Consider the following 20020-nt stretch of genomic DNA (forward strand, 5'->3'; position numbering starts at 1 on the left):
TTTTTAATACATTTTTGTTTCAATTAGAAGCGGAATGTACCATTGATACCGTATGAATCAGCATCTTCCGTTGTTGTGTAGTTCAAGCCAACAGCAATAGCAGGCGTAAAGAATTTTTGCGCGCGAACAGCCCAAACAGTGTCAAAGTCATCGAATGTTGTATCCATAAACGAAACACCAACACTTAAGGTTGGATCGATATATAAATCGGCACCTAAGCGGTAAGCAGTTTCATCGCCAAAGTATGTTGCACCTTCAAAATTGGTAAAATAGTTACCAATTTGAGTCACATATTTAGCGCGTAAGGTCACAGCTGTATCGTCTGCTACTGCGGAGATATTTGAGAATGTATCAATGAAGCCATTTTTTGAAACATACATTGGATCAAGATTTTCTTTGGCTACACCAGCCGCAATGAGTAGCCCATCGACAGGCAGGTAACCTGCTTCTAATGCATAACCCACATTATCATCTGATGCTTTACCAAATTCACTTTCAACCGTTACTTCAGCGCGGTTGAGGCTACCAGAAACATAAAATTGAGAGTTTGGGATAAAAAATTCACCATTTAAACCGACTGTGTCAATTTCTAAATCGGCGCCGTCTTCATCAATACTTGAGTTCGCATAACCAAGACCAATGTTGCTTGCTTTGCTTAAAAAAGCAGCCTCTGCAAGTGGCGAATTTTTAGTGTTCACTCCATTTAAGTAGTATTTGCCACCGATGCCAAAAGTATCAAGATCTTCACTGTCACCATCAAAGCTTGTATTTTCGTAGTTTGCATTGATTTCCGCTTGGTAAGCATGTGCAGTCCCGAAGCTCGCAATAAGTGCGGTAGTAAGTGCAAGTTGTTTAAGCATTTTAGAGGTTCTCTCTTTGTTATAAAAATATGACTGTTCTATGACAGTTGTAACGAAGTGTACGAAAAAGTAGCAGGTAGTCAATCTTTATTTATAACAATGCTTTATCAGAGTGCAAAAAGCCCATTCGAAAATGGGCTTTGAGTATTCAAGGTTTTCTAATGGGTTTTAGAAACGATATTTAGCAGCTAAACCGAATTTGTTGTAGTCGTTGTTGCCATCTTCACCAAAACCAACACGGCCTTCAAGGCTGACTTGCGGGGTAAAGAATTTACGTGCATTGATACCAAATTCGTTAGTATCACCATAGTCACGGTCTTTGCTGTAGTAATCTACACCTAGGCTTAAGGTTTTATCGATGAAGTAATCTGCTGCAAGATTATATTCGTCTAAATCACCAAAACCTGCGCCTGCTTCTAAGTTAATATCTTTACCATTGCTTAGAGAAGTGACATATTTAGCGCGAAGAGTAGGATCTACGCCATCGTCATAATCGTTGTCATAGCCTTTTAGACCCGCAGCAATTAATAAACCTGGTGCTGGTAAATAACCCACTTCAGCGCCATAAACGGTCTCATCAAAATCGCCACCGCGGTCAAATTTCCTATCATCGCGACCAACATTACCACTCACATAGAAATCTGAGTTAGGGACAAAGACTTCAGCACCGACGCCATAACGATGACGTTCATTATCACCTACTTCGTCGTATTGGTATTTTGCGTTAACGTTACTTGCACGGTCTAAGAATGCTGCTTCTGCAAGTGGCGCATTACGTGTTTGAACTGGGTTGAAATAGTATGTGCCATCTACGCCAAAAGAGCCGCTTGAACTACCGTTGTCTGGATCAATTAGGCCAGCTGAAGCACCCACTTCTGCTTGGTATGCATGTGCAGTACCTGTGATCGCTAGAGCTGAAAGTAATGCTGAAGCAATTGCTAATTTTTTCATGGTATGTACCCCTCGTAAGTGGAACTGTATTTCATTAATTTTTTGTTACAACTTCAGTCTAGGGCAAAATAAAAAAGCGTCAACCAAAGGAAAGTTAATGCTCTGTATCTAAGGTTACATCGTGTAATTTTTTAAATTTAAATGATTGATAATAAATTATAAATTTATAATGTTTTGTTTTATTAAAATTGTGTAGATTATGTGGATTTCATAATTTTTGACGCCATTTTAACCAATTTTAACTCAAAATGTTTAGTCCGTATCTATGTTTAGAACACTTCTCAGGTATGTATTTTATGTGATGGTTCGTATTTATATGCAGCTTGATTGCGGTTCAAGTGAATACTTTTTGGGAGGCTAAAAAATTTTAAGCTCTAGAAAGAAGGGTGTGATTTTGTCGAATTTGAGATGAATAATCCCAGCCGTCGACTGTGATATAATCAGCGGCTATTTTTCGCTTTATATTGATTGAGAGTAATTCACGTGGAAATTAATCCGTATCTAAACCAATTAAAAGACTTAAACGACCGTGGTCTCACATTACGGGGGTATCTTTGACTACGATCTGAAAAAAGAGCGTTTAGAAGAGGTTCTCCGTGAATTAGAAGATCCAGCGATTTGGAATGATCAAAGCCGTGCACAAGCCATGGCCAAAGAAAAAGGCGAACTTGAAAACGTCTTAAATGTGTTAGATGGTTTGGCAACGCAGCTTGAAGATGCGCAAGCGATGCTTGATTTGGCAGTCGAAGCAGATGATGAAAGTCTGTTGGCTGATGTCCAAGCTGAATTGACTTCTGCAGAAGAAGAGTTAGCGAAGCTTGAATTCCGCCGTATGTTCAGTAACCCAATGGACCCAAATCCATGTTATGTGGAAATTCAAGCCGGTTCAGGTGGGACAGAAGCACAAGACTGGGCTTCAATGCTACTGCGTATGTATATGCGTTGGATTGAACGTCATGGTTTTAAAGCTGAATTGATGGAAGAGTCAGACGGCGATGTGGCTGGGATTAAGTCAGCAACGATTCGTGTTGAAGGTGAGTATGCCTATGGTTGGTTGCGTACCGAATCGGGTGTGCATCGCTTAGTGCGTAAATCGCCATTTGACTCGGGTAACCGCCGTCATACGTCATTCTCTGCTGTGTTTGTCTCGCCAGAAGTCGATGATAACATTGAAATTGATATCAACCCATCTGACGTGCGTACCGATACCTATCGTGCTTCTGGTGCAGGTGGTCAGCACATTAACAAAACAGACTCTGCGGTACGTTTAACCCACGCGCCAACAGGCATTGTGGTGGCATGTCAGAACCAACGTTCACAACATGCCAACCGTGACCATGCTTGGAAACAGTTACGTGCGAAGTTGTATGAGTTGGAAATGAGCAAGCGTAACGAAGCGGCTCAAGCACTTGAAGACTCGAAGTCGGATATTGGTTGGGGTAGTCAGATTCGTTCTTATGTATTGGATGACTCGCGTATTAAAGACTTACGTACAGGTGTTGAAAATTCCAACACAGGTGCAGTACTAGATGGTGACCTTGATAAGTTTATTGAAGCAAGCTTAAAACAAGGTTTGTAATTTAAATAATGAATAAAAGCAAGGTGTTATCAGTAATTTTACAATATATCTAAAAAAATCGATATTAAAATCGAAAAAATGCGATATATTAAGTAAAACAAGCTGACAACGCTTTGCTGCCCATTAAACGTGTCTTGAGTATGGATATAGATTTAATTTTTAAAGCCTTGGCTAATCCAACGCGTCGCCAAATTTTGGAATGGTTAAAAAAACCAGAACAATTTTTATCGAGTGACGAATGTGGTGACTTTAGACGTGGCGTATGTGCAGGTCATATCGAACGGTTGGGAAATGTATCGCAATCGACGATGTCGAACCATTTGTCCGTGTTACAGCAGGCCGGTTTAATTCAAGTGGAAAAATATGGACAATGGTCTTATTTTTCTCGCAATGAAGCGTTGATTCAGCAATATATCGAACATTTGCAACGTTCACTTTAATTGAAAAAAGTGGCGATCGAGGCGACTATGGCTGAACTGAATACTCCTTTAACTTTAGGTGATCTACACTTAAAAAACCGTGTCATTATGGCTCCTTTAACACGAAGTCGTGCAACGGCAGACCGTGTGCCAACAGCCATGATGGCGGAGTATTATGCACAGCGTGCAAGTGCAGGTTTGATCATTTCTGAAGCGACCGTGATTTCTGAAGAAGCCAATGGCTATTTGAATACACCGGGGCTATTTAATGAAGCTCAAGTTGAAGGCTGGAAACAGGTAACTCAAGCGGTACATGACCAAGCAGGCTTAATTGTCGCGCAATTGTGGCATGTTGGGCGTGTATCACACCCTGATTTATTGGATGGTGAAACCCCAGTTTCTGCAAGTAGTGTGCAACAAAAAGGCTATGTCAGCTTATTGCGTCCGAAACGTGAATATGTGGTGCCTCGTGCATTAGAGATTGCTGAAATTCAGAGCATTGTTGAACAATACAAACAAGCAGCGCTTCATGCCAAAGCTGCAGGCTTTGATGGTGTGGAGCTGCATGCGGCCAATGGTTATTTGATTGACCAGTTTTTACAAAGTTCAACCAATCTACGTGAAGACCAATATGGTGGCAGCGTAGAAAACCGCGCGCGTTTGTTACTTGAAGTAGTGGATGTGTTGATTGAAGTCTGGGGTGCAGGTCGTGTTGGGGTGCATTTAGCTCCACGTGGTGATGAGCATGACATGGGCGATGATGATCCACGTGAAACCTTTGGTTATGCGTTGGAACAATTGGGTCAGCGTCAGATTGCGTTCTTCTTTACCCGTGAATATTTGGCAGATGACAGTATCAGTACTTACCTGAAACAACGTTCGGGTGGTGTGCCATTGATTGCCAATATGCGTTTAAGCCGTGAAGATGCGATTGATCTGTTGGCATCGGGGCAAGCGGATGCAGTGTCTTGGGGTAAAGATTATATTGCCAATCCAGACCTGTATGAGCGTCTACTGCAAGATGCGCCACTGAATGAATTGAAACTGGAAAACATGATTGGAACAGATGTCGCGGCAGGCTATGTGGACTATCCGACTTTAGCTGAAATGGAAACTGCTGCGGTTTAAATTGCTTTTCCGTTAAATTCGCGACAAGATAACAGCGCAATTCATGGGATAATATGAGTTGCGCTGTTTTATTTTTGCATTGATTTTTGGAGCACGTATTTGGCTACTCCTTTTTGGTATAACGCAGCACTTGCGCTGATCAAACCGCTGTATAAGTCTAAAATAAAAAAACGTGCAGAGACTACAGAACAATTTCAACAAGAATGTCTCGAACGTTTCGGGCCGTTTCAACCAGTTAAAAATCACCAAGCGATTTGGTTCCATGTGGTGTCGGTGGGTGAAACCAATGCAGCGCAGCCTTTAATCGAGCATTATTTAAAAGCAGGTCATCCAGTCTTGGTGACCAATACCACCAAAACAGGTCAGGCGCGGGCCAAATCACTATTTTTAAAAGCACCTTATTTAGACCTGTTCCAAGCTGTATATTTACCTGCAGATCAAAAGCCTTTAGTTCGTCAGTTTTTTGCATTGTATCAGCCCAAACTCTTGGCTTTGGTTGAAACGGAACTGTGGCCGAATTTAATTGCCCAAGCAGGGCAGAGTCAGGTGCCATGTATCTTGATTAATGCACGTCTTTCTGAAAAATCAGCCAAAGGCTATGCCAAAGTATCTAGCCTGACGCAGCCGATGTTACATGGGCTAGATCAGCTCTTGGCACAAGATCAGGCAACTGCAGAGCGCTTTATTCAGCTCGGTGCAGCGCCATCGGTGACACAGGTCGTGGGGAGTATTAAGTTTGATATTCATGCGCCAGAATCTGCTGTCAAACAAGCAACTCAGCTCAAGGAAGAATGGTCGCTCGCTGGGCGTAAGATCATCACTATTGCTAGTACCCATGCACCCGAAGAACAAAAACTGTTAAGTGCGCTTAAGCCATATTTGGATGCGCAGTCTGAACTGTTGTGTATTGTTGTGCCGCGTCATCCAGAACGTTTTGATGAGGTCTTTGCTGTTGCACATAGTTTAAATTTAAATACCAGTCGCAGAAGTACGGGACAAAGAATAGAGGCGGACACCCAAGTCTATTTAGCCGATTCGATGGGGGAGATGTGGTTATGGTATGCCTTATCTGATGCTTGTTTTGTCGGGGGATCACTAAATGAACCGGGTGGCGGACATAATATTTTAGAGCCAATTGCGTTACATGTGCCGACGGTTTTGGGCAAAAACTATTTTAATTTCCAAACCATTGTCGATGAATTTGTACAAGCCGATGCGGTGAAAGTTGTTGAGGATGTTGAACAAGCTGCTGCGCTGTTGATGACACTGTTAGAGGATACTGAGCAGGCGAGTACACTGAATCAAGCGGCACAAAAGATTATGCAGTTAAATACGGGCTCTTTGAAAAAGCATATTCAAGTGATTGATGCTTATTTATAAAACTTGAGTGAGTTTGTCATTACTACAAATACTGTAGATTTTATGGATGGCTTTGCATAGGTGGTTCTTACTTTTCAAAGATGAAAAGTAACAAAAATCTTTTGCTGCGCTGAAGGTACATCCTGTGTAGCTCAGCACAGCGGGCGACATCCTTGTCGCCTTTCACGATGACATGTGCTGATGAGGCCTTCACTGTTTGGATTCTTTCTATTTATTATGAATATTGTTCTCTTAGACCCGCGCCAAACTGAATCTGAACTCTGGTCCATTAGTGCCAAGCGTCAGCTTGAACATTTGCATCGTCATTTAGAGCTGAAAGTCGGTGATACGTTAAAAGTAGGGATACAAAACGGAAAGCGTTATCTTACACAAGTGGTTGATGTTTGTGAAACAGTTGTACGCTTAAAGCCTTTATATGAAGAACCTGTACCTGCCAAACTACCAGTGACTTTAATTGTGGCGATGCCACGCCCTAAAGTTCTGCGTCGTTTGATTATGGACGCGGTGACTTTAGGGGTTGAAAAAATTATTTTGCTGCACAGCTATCGGGTCGATAAAAGTTATTGGCAAACCCCGTTTTTACAACAGTTGGATCAGTATATGACTTTGGGGCTAGAGCAGGCAGGCGATACGGTTGCACCCAAAATTGAAATTTATAAACGCTTTAAGCCTTTTGTTGAAGATCAATTACCGAGTCTGATTTCAGATAATTGTCCTGCTTATGTGGCACATCCCTATAGTGATACCCAAATGCCTTTTGCGATTCAGCATCCGTGTACGGTTGTGATCGGGCCGGAAGGTGGATTTATCCCTTACGAAGTTGACCTACTTGTAAAAAACGGCTGCCAAGCAATGAGCTTAGGCAACCGTATTATTCGCACTGAAACCGTGATCCCTTATGTTTTAGGACGCTTATTTAGCAGTTGAAGTTTCTGTCGGGTAGCTGTCATTTTTTGCGACGCGAACTTCTTGAACTGGGTAAGGAATAGAAATCCCTTGCTCAGCAAAGGCCTGAACCACATATTCTTGTACTGAACTGATTGAGCCAGATACCGTGGTTTCTGTGGTGTTGACCCACCATTGGACTTTGAGGTTCACTGAAAAATCTGCAAGTGCAGCGACGTTCACGCTAAAACCTGGTTGACTTAAAATGGTCGTATCTCGGTCTAAAATGCCTAAAATAATATCTTTGGCTTTTTTGATGTCATCTTCATAACCAATACCGACCAAGAACTCGCAGCGACGACGTGGATAGGCGGTGTTGACAGTGACCGCACTGGTATACACAGTCGCATTCGGAATCACGATACGACGACCATCTGGCGCACGTAAGTAAGTGGCACGAATTTGAATATCTTCAACGTTGCCTTCCATACCCGAGACAATAATGTCATCGCCAATCTTAAACGGTTCACCCAGTAAAATCAGGATCCCTGAAAGAAGGTTTTGGAAGATATCTTTAAATGCAAAACCAATGGCAACCGAGCCAATCCCCAAAGCACTCATCAGCTGACCAGGGGTGAAACCCGGAATTGCAATCACCATGGCAATCAGGAAGCCAATAAAGACGATGGCCGAACTGCCGACACGGTTCAGGACAAGGACAAGGTTTTGCTTGGTATAAGAACGATCAGACAGTGCTTTACGAACAAAAAGTTTAAACAGCTTGGAGAGCAAATAAAAAATGACGAAGGTAATCAGCGCAATACAAAAATAAGGCATACGCTCCCAAAAACTATCGACAAATTTGTCGATGGTGGAATAGGCGTCATTATATTTTGCCGTATGTGCAATTACACTTTGCGTGGTTTTCGCTGTCGCGTCATGTAGCATCTCTGACGTACCTTGAGCAACCTCGCTCAAGGTATTGGTTTGTTCTGACACTGGTGCTCCAATCGCTGAAAATTTGGCATATTTTGCCTGAAAACTGTGTGTATTTAATAGAGAAAAGCGTATGAAATTATCGCATTCTGGGTGATTGATAGACGGATAAAAATCTATCGCTGTGTTTTTTAAATGCTTGAGTTTTGGAATGAAGGCGCTGAGCCATGCTTCTATGTATGAAATAGCGCAGCCTGAAGTGTAACAATCTGCTTAAAAAAGCCTAGCTGGAGCGACTTTACTGAGTTCAGTTTTGTTCATGTTACGGATTAAACACAGGATCTCATTGAAAGATCACTATAAAATGTGTTTTAAATTGTAGAAATAATATACGACCAAAGCCGTGTTGATCTGTTTAAAAAACAATCGTCATACTGTGGTTATGCAGTCCAATAATAAACCAATAACTGTGGCATGAACTCTCGCGATGAGAGTCAGAATATAAGGAAGTATGATATGAAAGAAGTCTATCCTGTACCTGCTGAATTTGAAAAAACTGCGCGCACCAATGAACAAGAATATTTTGAACGCTATCAAAAATCGATAGAACAACCTGACGAATATTGGGCTGAACAAGCTTTGAAGCTCGATTGGATCAAGCCTTTTAGCCAAGTTAAAAATACCAGTTATGACAAAGATAATTTTAAAATTGAATGGTTTGCAGATGGTCAGTTAAACCTAAGTGCTAACTGCCTTGATCGCCATTTAAAAGAGCATCCGTATAAACCTGCCATTATTTGGGAAGGTGACCATCCGTCGCGCCATAAAATCATTTCCTTTGCTGAACTGTATGACGAAGTGTGTCGTTTTGCCAATGTCCTGAAAAAGCATGGTGTGGTGAAGGGTGATCGTGTGGTGCTGTATATGCCAATGATTTCAGAAGCGGCCATTTCGATGTTGGCCTGTGCCCGAATCGGTGCCGTGCATTGTGTGGTGTTTGGTGGCTTTTCACCTGATTCATTGGCGAGCCGAATTGATGACAGTCAAGCCAAAATTGTGATTACCGCAGACTCTGGAATGCGCGGGGGGAAACCGATTCCGCTGAAAGACAATGTAGACGCAGCATTGAATCTACCCGGGACAGACTCGGTACAAAACGTGATTGTGGTACACCGGACAGGCAATCCGATTACGCTGAAAGAAGGGCGTGATTTGTGGTATCACATGGAAATCATGACCGTTAACGAGATTTGTCCACCTGAACCGATGAATGCCGAAGATCCACTATTTATTTTATATACCTCAGGTTCAACGGGTAAGCCCAAAGGGGTGCTGCATACCACAGGGGGATATTTAACTTATGTGAATAGTACCTTCCGTGAAGTGTTCGATTTAAAACAAGATGATGTGTTTTGGTGTACCGCCGATGTGGGCTGGATTACGGGACACTCTTATGTGCTGTATGGACCATTGTCGAATGGAACAACAACAGTGATGTTTGAGGGGATTCCACAGTATCCAAGTTGGGCACGTACAGGGCATATTGTCGACAAACACAATGTGACGATTTTGTACACAGCACCGACAGCGATCCGTGCCATGATGCGTGAAGGGGATGTCTTTGTCCGTGAGAGTGATCGTAGCAGTTTGCGTTTAATTGGTTCCGTTGGAGAACCGATCAACCCTGAAGCATGGAATTGGTACTACACGGTAGTGGGAGAAAGCCGTTGCCCAGTGGTGGATACTTGGTGGCAAACGGAAACAGGCGGGATTTTGATTTCTCCACTTCCGGGTGCGACACCACTTAAACCGGGGTCTGCAACGCGTCCTTTATTTGGGATTCAACCCGCTTTGGTTGATGCTGAAGGCAAAGAGTTAGAAGGAGAAGCTGAAGGCAATCTGGTGATTAAGGATTCATGGCCGGGGCAAATGCGAACCATTTGGGGGGATCCTAAGCGGTTTATCGAAGCGTATTTTGCAACCTATCCGGGAACGTATTTCACGGGTGATGGCGCACGCCGTGATAAAGATGGTTACTACTGGATTACAGGACGGGTGGATGATGTACTGAATGTGTCAGGGCACCGTTTAGGCACGGCTGAAGTGGAAAGTGCTTTGGTGGCACATGAGGCGGTTGCTGAGGCTGCCGTAGTAGGAATGCCACATGAGATCAAAGGGCAGGGAATTTGTTCTTTTGTCACTTTACAAGCAGGCACAGCGCAAACGGAAGAGCTCCGTGCAGAGCTGATTCAGTGGGTAAGAAAGGTATTGGGTCCTGTGGCAACACCAGATGCCTTACATTGGGCACCGTCTTTACCCAAAACACGTTCAGGCAAAATCATGCGCCGTATTTTAAGAAAAATTGCGGCGAACGAGCTAGATAGTTTGGGCGATACATCGACGCTGGCTGAACCGCAAGTGGTCGAAGTGTTGATTAAAGAAGTATATCCAAACGGATAAATGTTGGCTGAAGCCAAAAAGCCCATGTCTTAAATTTTAGACATGGGCTTTGTCTTTGTGAACGAAGAGTTATCCAAGTACTTAGTTTTTATGTTTGGAGAATTTATAGCCTTGATCGCAAAGGGCAGTTAAGACCACAAATAAACCTGCTAGCGCTAAAATTAGAATCACGCCTGTCGTCGAATTGGTTGGTGAAGCTGCTACCAATGACAAGGCACCTAAAGGTGCTAAGCCCCCTGCAATTGCTGTTCCAATTTCGCGGCCTGTACTCACTCCAGTAGAACGGTTTTCCACGGCAAACTGACGACTGAGAAACGATCCCTGTGGTGCGAACATCATCGGAGCAAGAATACCTGTCCCAATCGCTAAAGCGATGTAAATTGAAGTATTGTTACCTGTTTCCAGTAATTTCATAAATGGATAGGCAAACAGGATCGAGAGAAAACCACCTAAGATCAGAACATTTCTACTGTTCCATTTGTCACACAACCAACCAAAAAATGGGACAGTGAAAATGGCAACCAAACTGGCAATGGTCACTGATAATGAAGTGACATGTGCCGTAACACCTTGGAATTGAGTTAAATAAGCCAAAGAGAAGGTTTTAAAGATATAACTCAAGGCGTTATAACCAATTGCAATCAGGAAGACCACGCTTAGACCTTTCATATTGGTTTTTAGGATCTGTTTAAATGGGTTTTCAGTCGATTTTTCGACGTGTGCTTCAGCATAATCAGGAGTTTCAGGCAAACTCTTACGGACCCATAAACCAATAATTACCAGCACAAAACTGAGAATAAACGGAATACGCCAGCCACCATTAATTAAGAATTCATCACCATTTAAGGTTAATAAAAAGACTGTAAGTGAAGAGAGCAGGAGACCTAAGTTTAGACCCAGAGCAGGCCATGCACCTTGACTACCGCGTTTATCTTCAGAGGCATGTTCATAGGAGGTAATCGCAGCCCCTGCAAATTCAGCCCCAGCACCTAGACCTTGAATAATACGGAAAGTCACCAACAGTACTGCTGCCCAGATGCCGATAGATTCATAGGTTGGAATAAGGCCAATAGCTGTAGTGCACAGTCCCATCAATAAGAAGGTGACAAACAGCATCTTTTTACGGCCATATTTGTCACCAAAATAACCAAAGAACAGCCCCCCTAGAGGACGTGCGATAAAGCCAATCGCAAAAGTCGCAAAGGCTTTCAAACTGGCACTGCCTGGGTCTGAAGTGTCAAAAAACACTTTAGCAAAGACAATTGAGGCCATGGTGGCATACAGATAGAAGTCATACCACTCTAACATGGAGCCGACAATGGTTGCGGTTGCTACTTTTTTGAGTCGCTTCTTTTTTTCTAATTCTGTTTCATGAGTATTGCTCATTTGATATTCCTTTATGAGAGTCAGTTTTTTATTAGTGGTGAGACATGACTTCGCGCACAATATATTCGGCAATCGCTAAAGAGGAGGTCGCGCCCGGAGATGGGGCATTACGAATATGGGTGATATTGCCTTGTTTGCGAATGACAAAGTCATCGACCAATGAGCCATCAGCTTCCATAGCTTGAGCTCGAATGCCACGTGTTGCAGGTTCAACAGAGACGTCAGCAAGAGATGGCACATATTTGGCTGCTTCTGCGACAAAATTGGTTTGGCTGAGCACCGTTCTCAGCTCTCGTACCGCTGCGGGCATGTTTTTAGAGGAGAATTTCCAAAAACCTTTGTAAGTAAGGAAGTCGTAAATATCGGTGAGGTTAAATTTATTACCGGTATAGTTTTCACGGCCAAACGAAATAAACGCATTTGGTCCAATGGTCATCTGACCATCAATTCGTTTGGTGAAATGTACCCCTAAAAATGGATATTTAGGATCGGGTACAGGATAAATCAGACCTTTGACATGATTTTTGAATTGTTCATCAATCACATAGTATTGACCAAAGAATGGGACAATTTTTGGCGTGGCAATATCGCCTGAATTGCTCGCAAGTCGGTCAGACTGTAAACCTGCACAGGTTACGACGTAGTCAAACTGGGTTGGATAGACCTCATGATCATCAAAATGTACGCTGACTTTATTATTTTTTTCCGTCAAATTAATGACTTTTCGACCCAATACCAATGTGCCATTTTTCTGTTTAATTTCTTCTGCAATTTTTTTCGCAATTGCACCGTAGCTGACAATTGCGGTACGTGGGGAATAGAGAGCTTTGGTTCCAATACAATTCGGCTCCACGTCTTGAATTTCGCCAGCTTGCAGAATACGGACATCAGGAACTTGGTTGGCCATCGATTTTTTGTAGATTGCATCGAGACGACCTTCTTCATCTTTAGTGAGCGCCACCACGACCTTGCCACATTCATCATAGGGAATTTGATTTTCTGTGCAGTATTGTTGAACCAGTGTCGCGCCACGACGGCATAAGCGGGCTTTTAAGCCCCCTGGTTCATAATATAGTCCAGCATGTACTACACCTGAATTATGGCTAGATTGATGCATGGCAACATCAGTTTCTTTTTCAAATACCGTGACACGGGCATCTGGATAGTCCAACAGAAGTTGGCGGGCAACAGCCAATCCATTGATTCCCCCCCCGATGATGGCATAATGTTTATTCAGCATATTGATTCCCTTTGTAAAACCTCATGAAACTGATCCAAAAACCAAAAACATTAACTGAAGAAGCTTTTGAAATTTTGCAGGATGCAATTATCAATAATCACTTACAGTTCAATGTCTTGTACTCAGCAACAGAATTGGGTCAGATGCTTGGCGGCATTTCACGTACACCTGTGCGTGAAGCAGCACAAATGCTTGAAAAGATTGGTATTGTGAAAATTGAGAAAAATAAAGGGATACGTATTATTCCGACAACATTCACCACAATGATTGAATCCTTTCAAATCCGATTGATGCTGGAGGTTCCTCTGGTCTACCGTGCAACTAAGGTCAGAACAGAGCAAGACATTGAACATTTGAATGCTATTTTTGAGGAGTTCAAACTGAAGGCGGCCTCAAATGACATTACAGGGACTCTAAAAGCTGACCGTGATTACCATTTAGCGTTATTACAAATCGTGGGCAATCAGAAAGCGATTGATATTATTAGCAATACCCGCAACCAAGTGTTAATCGCGGGTTCTGCAACCATTCCGCATTCGCGAAATTGTATGCAGACCTTTGATGACCATTTAAAGTTACATCATGCATTTGTGAGTGGAGATGCTCAACAAGCCGCTAACTTGATGAAAGCTCACATAATAAATACCGCTACGCTACTGATAAACCAAGAATCGGAAAAACGTGAAAACTGGTCAGATTACAGTACCAATGACTATCTCAACTGGATCTAAAATTGATAGTAGCATGTTGCATGCAACATGTAAATTTTGAACAATCTCTCCTGTGCGGAAATTTTATACGACTTTAGTCGTAGTTTTTGGCAGCGATTATTGATGTGAAATATGAAGCTCAACCCTTAGAGATTTGAACTGAGAAGAGTCGAAAAGGGGGATGAGTATCGGTAAGTTGATTGATGCTTAATATTGAAATTATACGTATATCATTTTGATAAATAACATTTTTAAAATACAGAAAACGCCTGAGTTAGGCGCTTTTGTACAGCTGTAATGTCAAAAAACGCAGTTTAACGCTGATGGATGCTTTCTAAGGTATCCACCATCGTCCGTGTCATCTGATCAATTTCATAATTGACTGCATCGCCGACTTGTACCGATGCCCATGTCGTTAAACGCAAGGTTTCAGGAATCAAATCAACTGAAATTTCATGGCTGTTACGATCAACACGGTTGACGGTGAGGCTACAACCATTCAGACCAATAAAACCTTTTAAGAAAAAGTATTTGATATTGCCCTCGGGTATGTGGAGATCCACATGCAAAGTCTCGCCGTGACGGATCAGCTGCTTTACCGTGGCTGTTCCTTCGATATGTCCATACAAGTTGTGCCCCCCATTTTCCATTCCAACTTTGGCTGAACGTTCGATATTCACCTCATCACCTGCCTGTAAAGTCCCTAAAGTGGTCAGGCGTCGAGTCAAATCTGAGACATCAAAATGGACTTGGTTGGCAGCAAGGTCGATGTGCGTTGCAGTTAAGCAGGTGCCATTGATGGCTACACTTGCACCGATGAAGACATCGTGGAAAAAGTTGTGTGTATTTGAAACCACAAGGGTGCTAAAACCGTCGCCTTGACGGACATCTAGAGTTTTTTCTAAGCCTTGTACGATACCTGTGTACATCAGAAGTCTTCCTAATTCGGGGGGTATGTTTAATGTAAATGATCTACACCTTGATGTGGCATTATTTTGAGTTGAGATCCGCTAAAACTGTATCTTTAATGGGATTTCGACGCCAATAATAGGGCCGCAAAAATCGGAGCAACAGACGTAAGGGCGTCATCCATACGATTCGAGTATGGCGACGTTTATTCTCTAAAATACGTTGAGCCAAATAGCGACAGACCACTTCGGGAGGATCGATAATAAACAAAAAAAGCCGTTTCATTTTATTCCAGTGCTGAACATTGCCATTTTGCCATGAGGATACCAGTAGGTCGGTTGCTACCATTCCGGGACTGAGTGTGCCGACTTGAATGTTGGTCTGTTTGGTTTCTTTAAACAGGGCTTGACTAAAGTAGCCTACGGCACGTTTGGTGGTGGCATAGACGGTCATGCCTGCACTCCATTCGCCTCGAGTACCCCAACCTTCCATATTGAAAATTTGACCATAGCCTTGTGCCAGCATGCCGTTTAAGGCCACTTGTGAGCCGAACATACTGCCCAGAATATTGGTTTGAACCACAGTTTGTATGTCTGCTGCTGCAAGATCTTTAAAATCTAGTGTCGCTGTACAACTGCCTGCATTATTAATCCAAATCTGAACAGCACCAAAGTGTTGAATGGCTTCATCCCAAAGCATTTGTACTTCATGGATCTGCGTGACATCACAAGTGACAGCATGAATCAGCGCAGCGGGAAAGCGATGCCGTAGCTGTTGCAGGGTGCGCTGTAAATCTGTGCTATTTCGGCTAGAAATCACGACGGCTTGTTGTTGTTCTAAGAAGGCTTGAGCTAAACCTAAGCCGATACCTTTAGAACTGCCTGTAATGACGATGCAACCTGATTTTGAATTCATATGGATCCTTTACTTTGTGAACTAAAGGAAGTCGCTTGTTGACTGTGAAGCATACAATAACAAATGGATAGACTGATCATTGCAAGGTTCATGACCACAGGATTAAAAGCACGAATGAGACTGTCTGGTATTAGAAAAGCGACCAGTGCGAATAAAAACACTAAGCTAAAGATACTGAGGTAATGCAGATATTTACTGGAATTAAAGAGGAACAATAAAGCAAAAACACACTCAAGCACACCTGAGCCCTGACCTGCCAGTTGGGCCTGTGTGTAGGAAAGCCCAAAAGTTTGCCAAATGGCAATCTCATCGGGATTGATAAAAAGGATTTTAGGAACTAAACCTTGATAGCCCCATAAAAAGGCCAAAGAAAGATTAATGAATTTAGAGGGTTGGCTGTTGTTCATATAAAATGGTTATTTTTTACTTTGTGCGGATTATACACCAATAAAAAAACCCTCAAGCCGAGCCCTGAGGGAAGAATAGAGTCACCTATCATTATTATTTTTTAGTTCGTGTCTGTTGCTTACCGAGCTAAGCAGATTTGGCAGTCTCAACGGATTGCTGTTGAGCTTCCAACTCACGAACCAATGGCAACACTTTGGCACCGAAGTATTCAACCTCTTCGATAAAATGTAAAAAACCTGAAAGGATTAAATCCACACCAACGGCTTTTAATTCCACAATACGTTCAGCAATTTGGCGTGGTGTACCAATCAAATTGGTTTTAAAGCCATCATTGTATTGAACCAAATCTTCAAAGGTCGATTTGGCCCAATTGCCTTCACCTTCCAGTGTTGCTGCACCCGCTTCACGGGTGGCCTCGCCAAAGGCATGAACCGCTTGAATATTGGCTTTATCAATAATTTCTTGCAGAACCGTTTTCGCTTCTTCCTCGGTATCTCGGGCAATGATAAAAGCATTGACCCCAATGTTGACCTGATGACCATTCTGTTGGGCTTTTGCATGAATATCATCAATCTGTTTTTTGAGTTCCTCAGGGGTATTGCCATTGGTAAAATACCAGTCTGAAACCCGTGCAGCCATATCCCGTGCAGCGCGTGAACTGCCGCCTTGGAAAATTTCAATATGCGGCTTTTGCACAGGTTTGGGCGACAATGTGTAGTCTTTGAACTGGTAGTATTTTCCATCGAAATTATAGTTGTCTTGAGTCCAAACGCCTTTTAATGCACGAATAAATTCTTCCGAGCGGGCATAGCGTTGGTCATGTTCAGGCCATGCTTCACCAATGGCATCAAATTCGCCGCGGAACCAACCACTGACCACATTAATCGCAATACGTCCTTGGGTTAAGTGGTCAATGGTTGCAAGCTGTTTTGCGGCAAGCACGGGTTTCCACGGGCCAGGTAAAATAGCGGCAATGACTTTGAGTTTGCTGGTTTTGGCTAAGATACCGTGACTAAAACTGACCGATTCATGTTGGTTTTCTGCGTTATAACCTGCAGTAAAACGAATCTGAGTCAGAGCATAGTCAAAGCCATTTTTTTCCGCAGTCTGCGCTAAACGGACGTTATAGTCATAACTCCAATCCGTACGTTGCTCAATATTACTCACCACTAAGCCACCGCTGACATTGGGAACCCAATAAGCAAACGTAATCTTTTTATTCTGTTGTGACATGTGAAAACCCTCTCAATGCTTTTTTTGCGTTAAGCGACCTGTGGTTTGGCTTTTTTCTGATGCAAGCGAGACTCGGCTGCATCTAAATTCGGGACCGCGGCTGAAGGCAGCACATCGTCTTGTTCGATTTGCGTGTTAATACCCAAGTTCTGATTGGCAAGTTGGGTCTTTTCTTTCACCACTTCTGCACGCTGACCTTTGGCAGGTGCCCATTCTAGGATGGGTAAAGCGCGGGCCACAGCAAGGGTGATGCGATCTCGTAATAATTCACTTTGGATGGTATACGCTGGGGTAAAGTCTTTGTCTGTGGCATAGACCCCAATCGGTAAAGTTTGTGCTTGGAAGAAACTAAATAACGGGCGAAGTTGATGCTCCAGTACCAGTGCATGACGTTCACTGCCACCTGAAGCTGCAAGCAGTACCGGTACATCGACCAGCGCCGTTTGCTCAACAAAGTCGAAAAAGTGTTTGAATAAACCGGTAAATGAAGCACGGTAAACTGGCGTTCCAACAATCAAAGCATCGGCAGCTTCGACCGCGGCTAAGTCATCTTGCACACGTTGTGGCAGTTGGTTGCGGTAAATAGCACCACCGAGTAAATGGCCAATTTCGCTGAATTTAATGAAATGTACATGGATTGGGGTTGCATCGCCCAGTTCATTTAATATTTCTTGTACCAATGCCTCAGTTTTAGACGGAGTATTTAAACCGCCTGACACAGCGACAATATTGAGTGGTTTTTGCAGTAAAGTAGACATAAGGACAGCCCTAAAGTGTTGTATCTCGGAATGGGCTTATTTATCTAATATCTGCATTTGGTCTGTAAAATAAAGAAATAGCGTTAAGTTATCTGATTTTCAGATATATCTGTTGAGCTTGAAAAAGGCTGCTAAAATTTTTATTAAATGGTTGTATTTTTTATATATATTTAAAATACATAACCTTTTTCGATGTGCTGATAAATTTTATATCAAAATGTGATTAGTTATTTATATTTCAAGATCGACTTGGAATTGAGGCTATTTTTCTGAATAAAGCGTGATAAAGTGAAAAAAAGTTAGACTTTGCATATCCTTATCGGCACTTGTATGGTTAGAATAGTCAAGACTAGTGCACTCGAAATCTCTCGTTGCTTATGAATATATTAATCGTTGATGACCATCCGCTGTTTCGCCATGCGTTAATCCAAGCTGTTCGTTATAGCTTACCGCAAGCTCAAATTCATGAAACAGCCGCAGTAAACGAGTTTTATGAACGCCTTGAAAAAGGTCCTGAACCTGATTTGGTGCTATTGGACTTAAACTTACCAGGTGCTTCAGGTTTTTCTGCATTGGTACACGTTCGTGCCCAGTATCCATCATTACCGATTATCGTGGTTTCAGCGCATGAAGAGACTTCGATCATTCAGCGTTCAATTGCGCATGGTGCGATGGGTTATATTCCAAAGTCGGCACATCCAAGTCATATTGGCGAAGCAATTCGCGAAGTGTTAGATGGTGAAATTTGGTTGCCGCCAAATTTACCCGCCAACATGAACTTTGACCCACGTGCAGCCGATGAGACTGCACTGGCTGAGCGGATTCAATCCTTAACGCCGCAGCAGTTCCGTGTATTGATGATGGTGGCAGAAGGTTTGCTGAACAAGCAGATTGCCTATGAACTTGATGTTTCAGAAGCGACAATTAAAGCACACGTGACTGCGATTTTCCGTAAGCTCGGGGTACAAAACCGAACACAAGCGGTCCTCGCGATCAATGCTTTAAATATTGAAGAAAAACGCATGTAACGTAGTCTATTGAATTAAAAAAGCGCTGAAACATCAGCGCTTTTTTTCGGTCTTAAGTTTAAGCCAAGCAGTTTTGTTTACTGGTGACATCGGTGCAAAATAAAGGATTTAAAGCACATTGCAAGTCATCAATTTGCTCCTCAGAGACATAGCCCTGTTGTTTCAAGTAAGCGGCAACGCGGTCATCGCGCAGACTTAAAAAGGCCGCATCATACACGCCAAGATCGACAAATAAAGCCGCCGTTTCTAAGCTATTGAAACGGTCTAAGTAGATTTCGTTGTCATACATGAGGAAAATATGGTCTTGTGTTCCTTGCGCATCAATACTTAAGCGATCCGCCAAGACTTGCGGTGGTGTTTTAATAAAGAGCAGATCCGACAATTGGTCAAACTGGGTGGTGTCGAGTTGATCCTGATCGGTTTTGACTTTACCGAGCCATGCTTTAAACACCAAAACTGCACCGCCGCGAAGGAGCATGCTCCAAATTTGATGGCGTACATCTTCACTGAGTCCGCTGGATTCGGCTTCCAATGCCAGCAAGAACGGGTCTTCTTGTTGCTGAAGTTTTTCAAATAGGCCTAAACCTTGCGGTTGGTAAGCCGCTGGTCGAAACACATCAAAGTCGAGCTGTTCAAACACTTGTAATGCGAGGGGAATGGCGGTGTGATACAGCGTATCTAAGGCTTGAACATGAGTCTCGTTGAGTCTACTTTGTTTAAAGAGTTCGACCCAGTCAATACTGGGTAAAAAGGCATTGGCACTATACTGGCGCAGAAATTGTTGCGACTGATCTGAGCCATGTGGCATTGCTTTAGAAATGTTCATCATAAAACT

General features: G+C 42.8%; 19 protein-coding genes. 8 read left to right on the forward strand and 11 right to left on the reverse strand.

What is annotated here, in order from left to right:
• Positions 1-23: 23 nt before the first annotated feature.
• Both AC0KVP_RS00745 and AC0KVP_RS00750 read right to left on the reverse strand, forming a co-directional pair.
• Positions 24-860, reverse strand: coding sequence for a putative porin (locus tag AC0KVP_RS00745; protein WP_287167524.1), 837 nt, complete (start codon positions 858-860; stop codon positions 24-26).
• Positions 861-1028: 168 nt separating this feature from the next.
• Complete coding sequence (locus tag AC0KVP_RS00750; RefSeq protein WP_130235401.1) at positions 1029-1811, reverse strand: putative porin; 783 nt, start codon at positions 1809-1811, stop codon at positions 1029-1031.
• Between the two features lie 483 nt (positions 1812-2294).
• On the opposite strand from AC0KVP_RS00750, the gene prfB reads away from it, so the two are divergent.
• From prfB to AC0KVP_RS00775, 5 genes are all read left to right on the forward strand, one after another.
• A protein-coding gene (gene prfB / locus AC0KVP_RS00755; protein ID WP_100222790.1) for a peptide chain release factor 2 occupies positions 2295-3390 on the forward strand; the annotation gives its coding sequence in 2 pieces (ribosomal slippage) (positions 2295-2366 and positions 2368-3390; 1095 coding nt in all).
• A 140-nt stretch (positions 3391-3530) separates the two neighbouring features.
• Positions 3531-3830 (forward strand): ArsR/SmtB family transcription factor, encoded by a 300-nt coding sequence (locus tag AC0KVP_RS00760; RefSeq protein WP_004691709.1) that lies wholly within the window; start codon positions 3531-3533, stop codon positions 3828-3830.
• 27 nt (positions 3831-3857) lie between these two features.
• Positions 3858-4937 carry an alkene reductase gene (locus AC0KVP_RS00765; protein WP_473338262.1) on the forward strand — a complete coding sequence of 360 codons (1080 nt, stop codon included), beginning with the start codon at positions 3858-3860 and terminating at the stop codon, positions 4935-4937.
• Between the two features lie 99 nt (positions 4938-5036).
• Entirely contained in the window at positions 5037-6317 is a 1281-nt protein-coding gene (locus AC0KVP_RS00770) for a 3-deoxy-D-manno-octulosonic acid transferase (RefSeq protein ID WP_473338265.1), read from the forward strand.
• A 216-nt stretch (positions 6318-6533) separates the two neighbouring features.
• Entirely contained in the window at positions 6534-7244 is a 711-nt protein-coding gene (locus AC0KVP_RS00775) for a 16S rRNA (uracil(1498)-N(3))-methyltransferase (RefSeq protein ID WP_473338267.1), read from the forward strand.
• On the opposite strand, the gene AC0KVP_RS00780 is transcribed toward AC0KVP_RS00775, so the two are convergent.
• Positions 7230-8201, reverse strand: coding sequence for a mechanosensitive ion channel family protein (locus tag AC0KVP_RS00780; protein WP_058870491.1), 972 nt, complete (start codon positions 8199-8201; stop codon positions 7230-7232). The two genes, AC0KVP_RS00775 and AC0KVP_RS00780, sit on opposite strands and share 15 nt — an antisense overlap.
• A 453-nt stretch (positions 8202-8654) precedes the next feature.
• On the opposite strand from AC0KVP_RS00780, the gene acs reads away from it, so the two are divergent.
• Positions 8655-10598, forward strand: a complete 1944-nt coding sequence (gene acs, locus AC0KVP_RS00785) for an acetate--CoA ligase (protein WP_473338270.1) — start codon at positions 8655-8657, stop codon at positions 10596-10598.
• An 81-nt stretch (positions 10599-10679) separates the two neighbouring features.
• Here the strand turns inward: acs and AC0KVP_RS00790 are convergent, their stop codons facing one another.
• The gene (locus AC0KVP_RS00790; protein WP_238893522.1) at positions 10680-11984 is read right to left on the reverse strand and encodes an MFS transporter; all 1305 of its coding nucleotides are present in this window, start codon (positions 11982-11984) and stop codon (positions 10680-10682) included.
• 31 nt (positions 11985-12015) lie between these two features.
• Positions 12016-13224, reverse strand: coding sequence for an L-2-hydroxyglutarate oxidase (gene lhgO, locus AC0KVP_RS00795; RefSeq protein WP_259232889.1), 1209 nt, complete (start codon positions 13222-13224; stop codon positions 12016-12018).
• A gap of 23 nt (positions 13225-13247) precedes the next feature.
• Between lhgO and AC0KVP_RS00800 the strand changes: the two genes are divergently transcribed.
• Complete coding sequence (locus tag AC0KVP_RS00800) at positions 13248-13955, forward strand: GntR family transcriptional regulator (RefSeq protein ID WP_159128616.1); 708 nt, start codon at positions 13248-13250, stop codon at positions 13953-13955.
• A gap of 293 nt (positions 13956-14248) precedes the next feature.
• On the opposite strand, the gene AC0KVP_RS00805 is transcribed toward AC0KVP_RS00800, so the two are convergent.
• The 5 genes from AC0KVP_RS00805 to msuE form a co-directional block, all read right to left on the reverse strand.
• Positions 14249-14863, reverse strand: coding sequence for a riboflavin synthase subunit alpha (locus AC0KVP_RS00805; protein WP_473338273.1), 615 nt, complete (start codon positions 14861-14863; stop codon positions 14249-14251).
• 61 nt (positions 14864-14924) lie between these two features.
• Complete coding sequence (locus tag AC0KVP_RS00810) at positions 14925-15758, reverse strand: SDR family NAD(P)-dependent oxidoreductase (RefSeq protein WP_473338275.1); 834 nt, start codon at positions 15756-15758, stop codon at positions 14925-14927.
• Positions 15755-16165: a DoxX-like family protein gene (locus AC0KVP_RS00815; protein ID WP_094148470.1), complete on the reverse strand. Its 411-nt coding sequence runs from the start codon at positions 16163-16165 to the stop codon at positions 15755-15757. Before AC0KVP_RS00815 ends, AC0KVP_RS00810 begins: the two co-directional genes overlap by 4 nt.
• A gap of 127 nt (positions 16166-16292) precedes the next feature.
• A complete protein-coding gene (gene sfnG, locus AC0KVP_RS00820; protein WP_473338278.1) occupies positions 16293-17399 on the reverse strand; it encodes a dimethylsulfone monooxygenase SfnG in 1107 nt (368 codons plus the stop codon).
• Between the two features lie 29 nt (positions 17400-17428).
• On the reverse strand, positions 17429-18157 hold the full coding sequence (gene msuE, locus AC0KVP_RS00825; protein WP_110974637.1) for an FMN reductase: 729 nt from the start codon (positions 18155-18157) through the stop codon (positions 17429-17431).
• A 377-nt stretch (positions 18158-18534) separates the two neighbouring features.
• Here msuE and AC0KVP_RS00830 point away from each other — a divergent pair, with 377 nt between their 5' ends.
• Positions 18535-19185: a response regulator gene (locus AC0KVP_RS00830; RefSeq protein WP_004691689.1), complete on the forward strand. Its 651-nt coding sequence runs from the start codon at positions 18535-18537 to the stop codon at positions 19183-19185.
• A 58-nt stretch (positions 19186-19243) separates the two neighbouring features.
• Here the strand turns inward: AC0KVP_RS00830 and AC0KVP_RS00835 are convergent, their stop codons facing one another.
• Positions 19244-20011, reverse strand: a complete 768-nt coding sequence (locus AC0KVP_RS00835; RefSeq protein WP_004978226.1) for a hypothetical protein — start codon at positions 20009-20011, stop codon at positions 19244-19246.
• Positions 20012-20020: the final 9 nt, after the last annotated feature.

It is taken from the genome of Acinetobacter sp. DL27, from assembly GCF_055810995.1.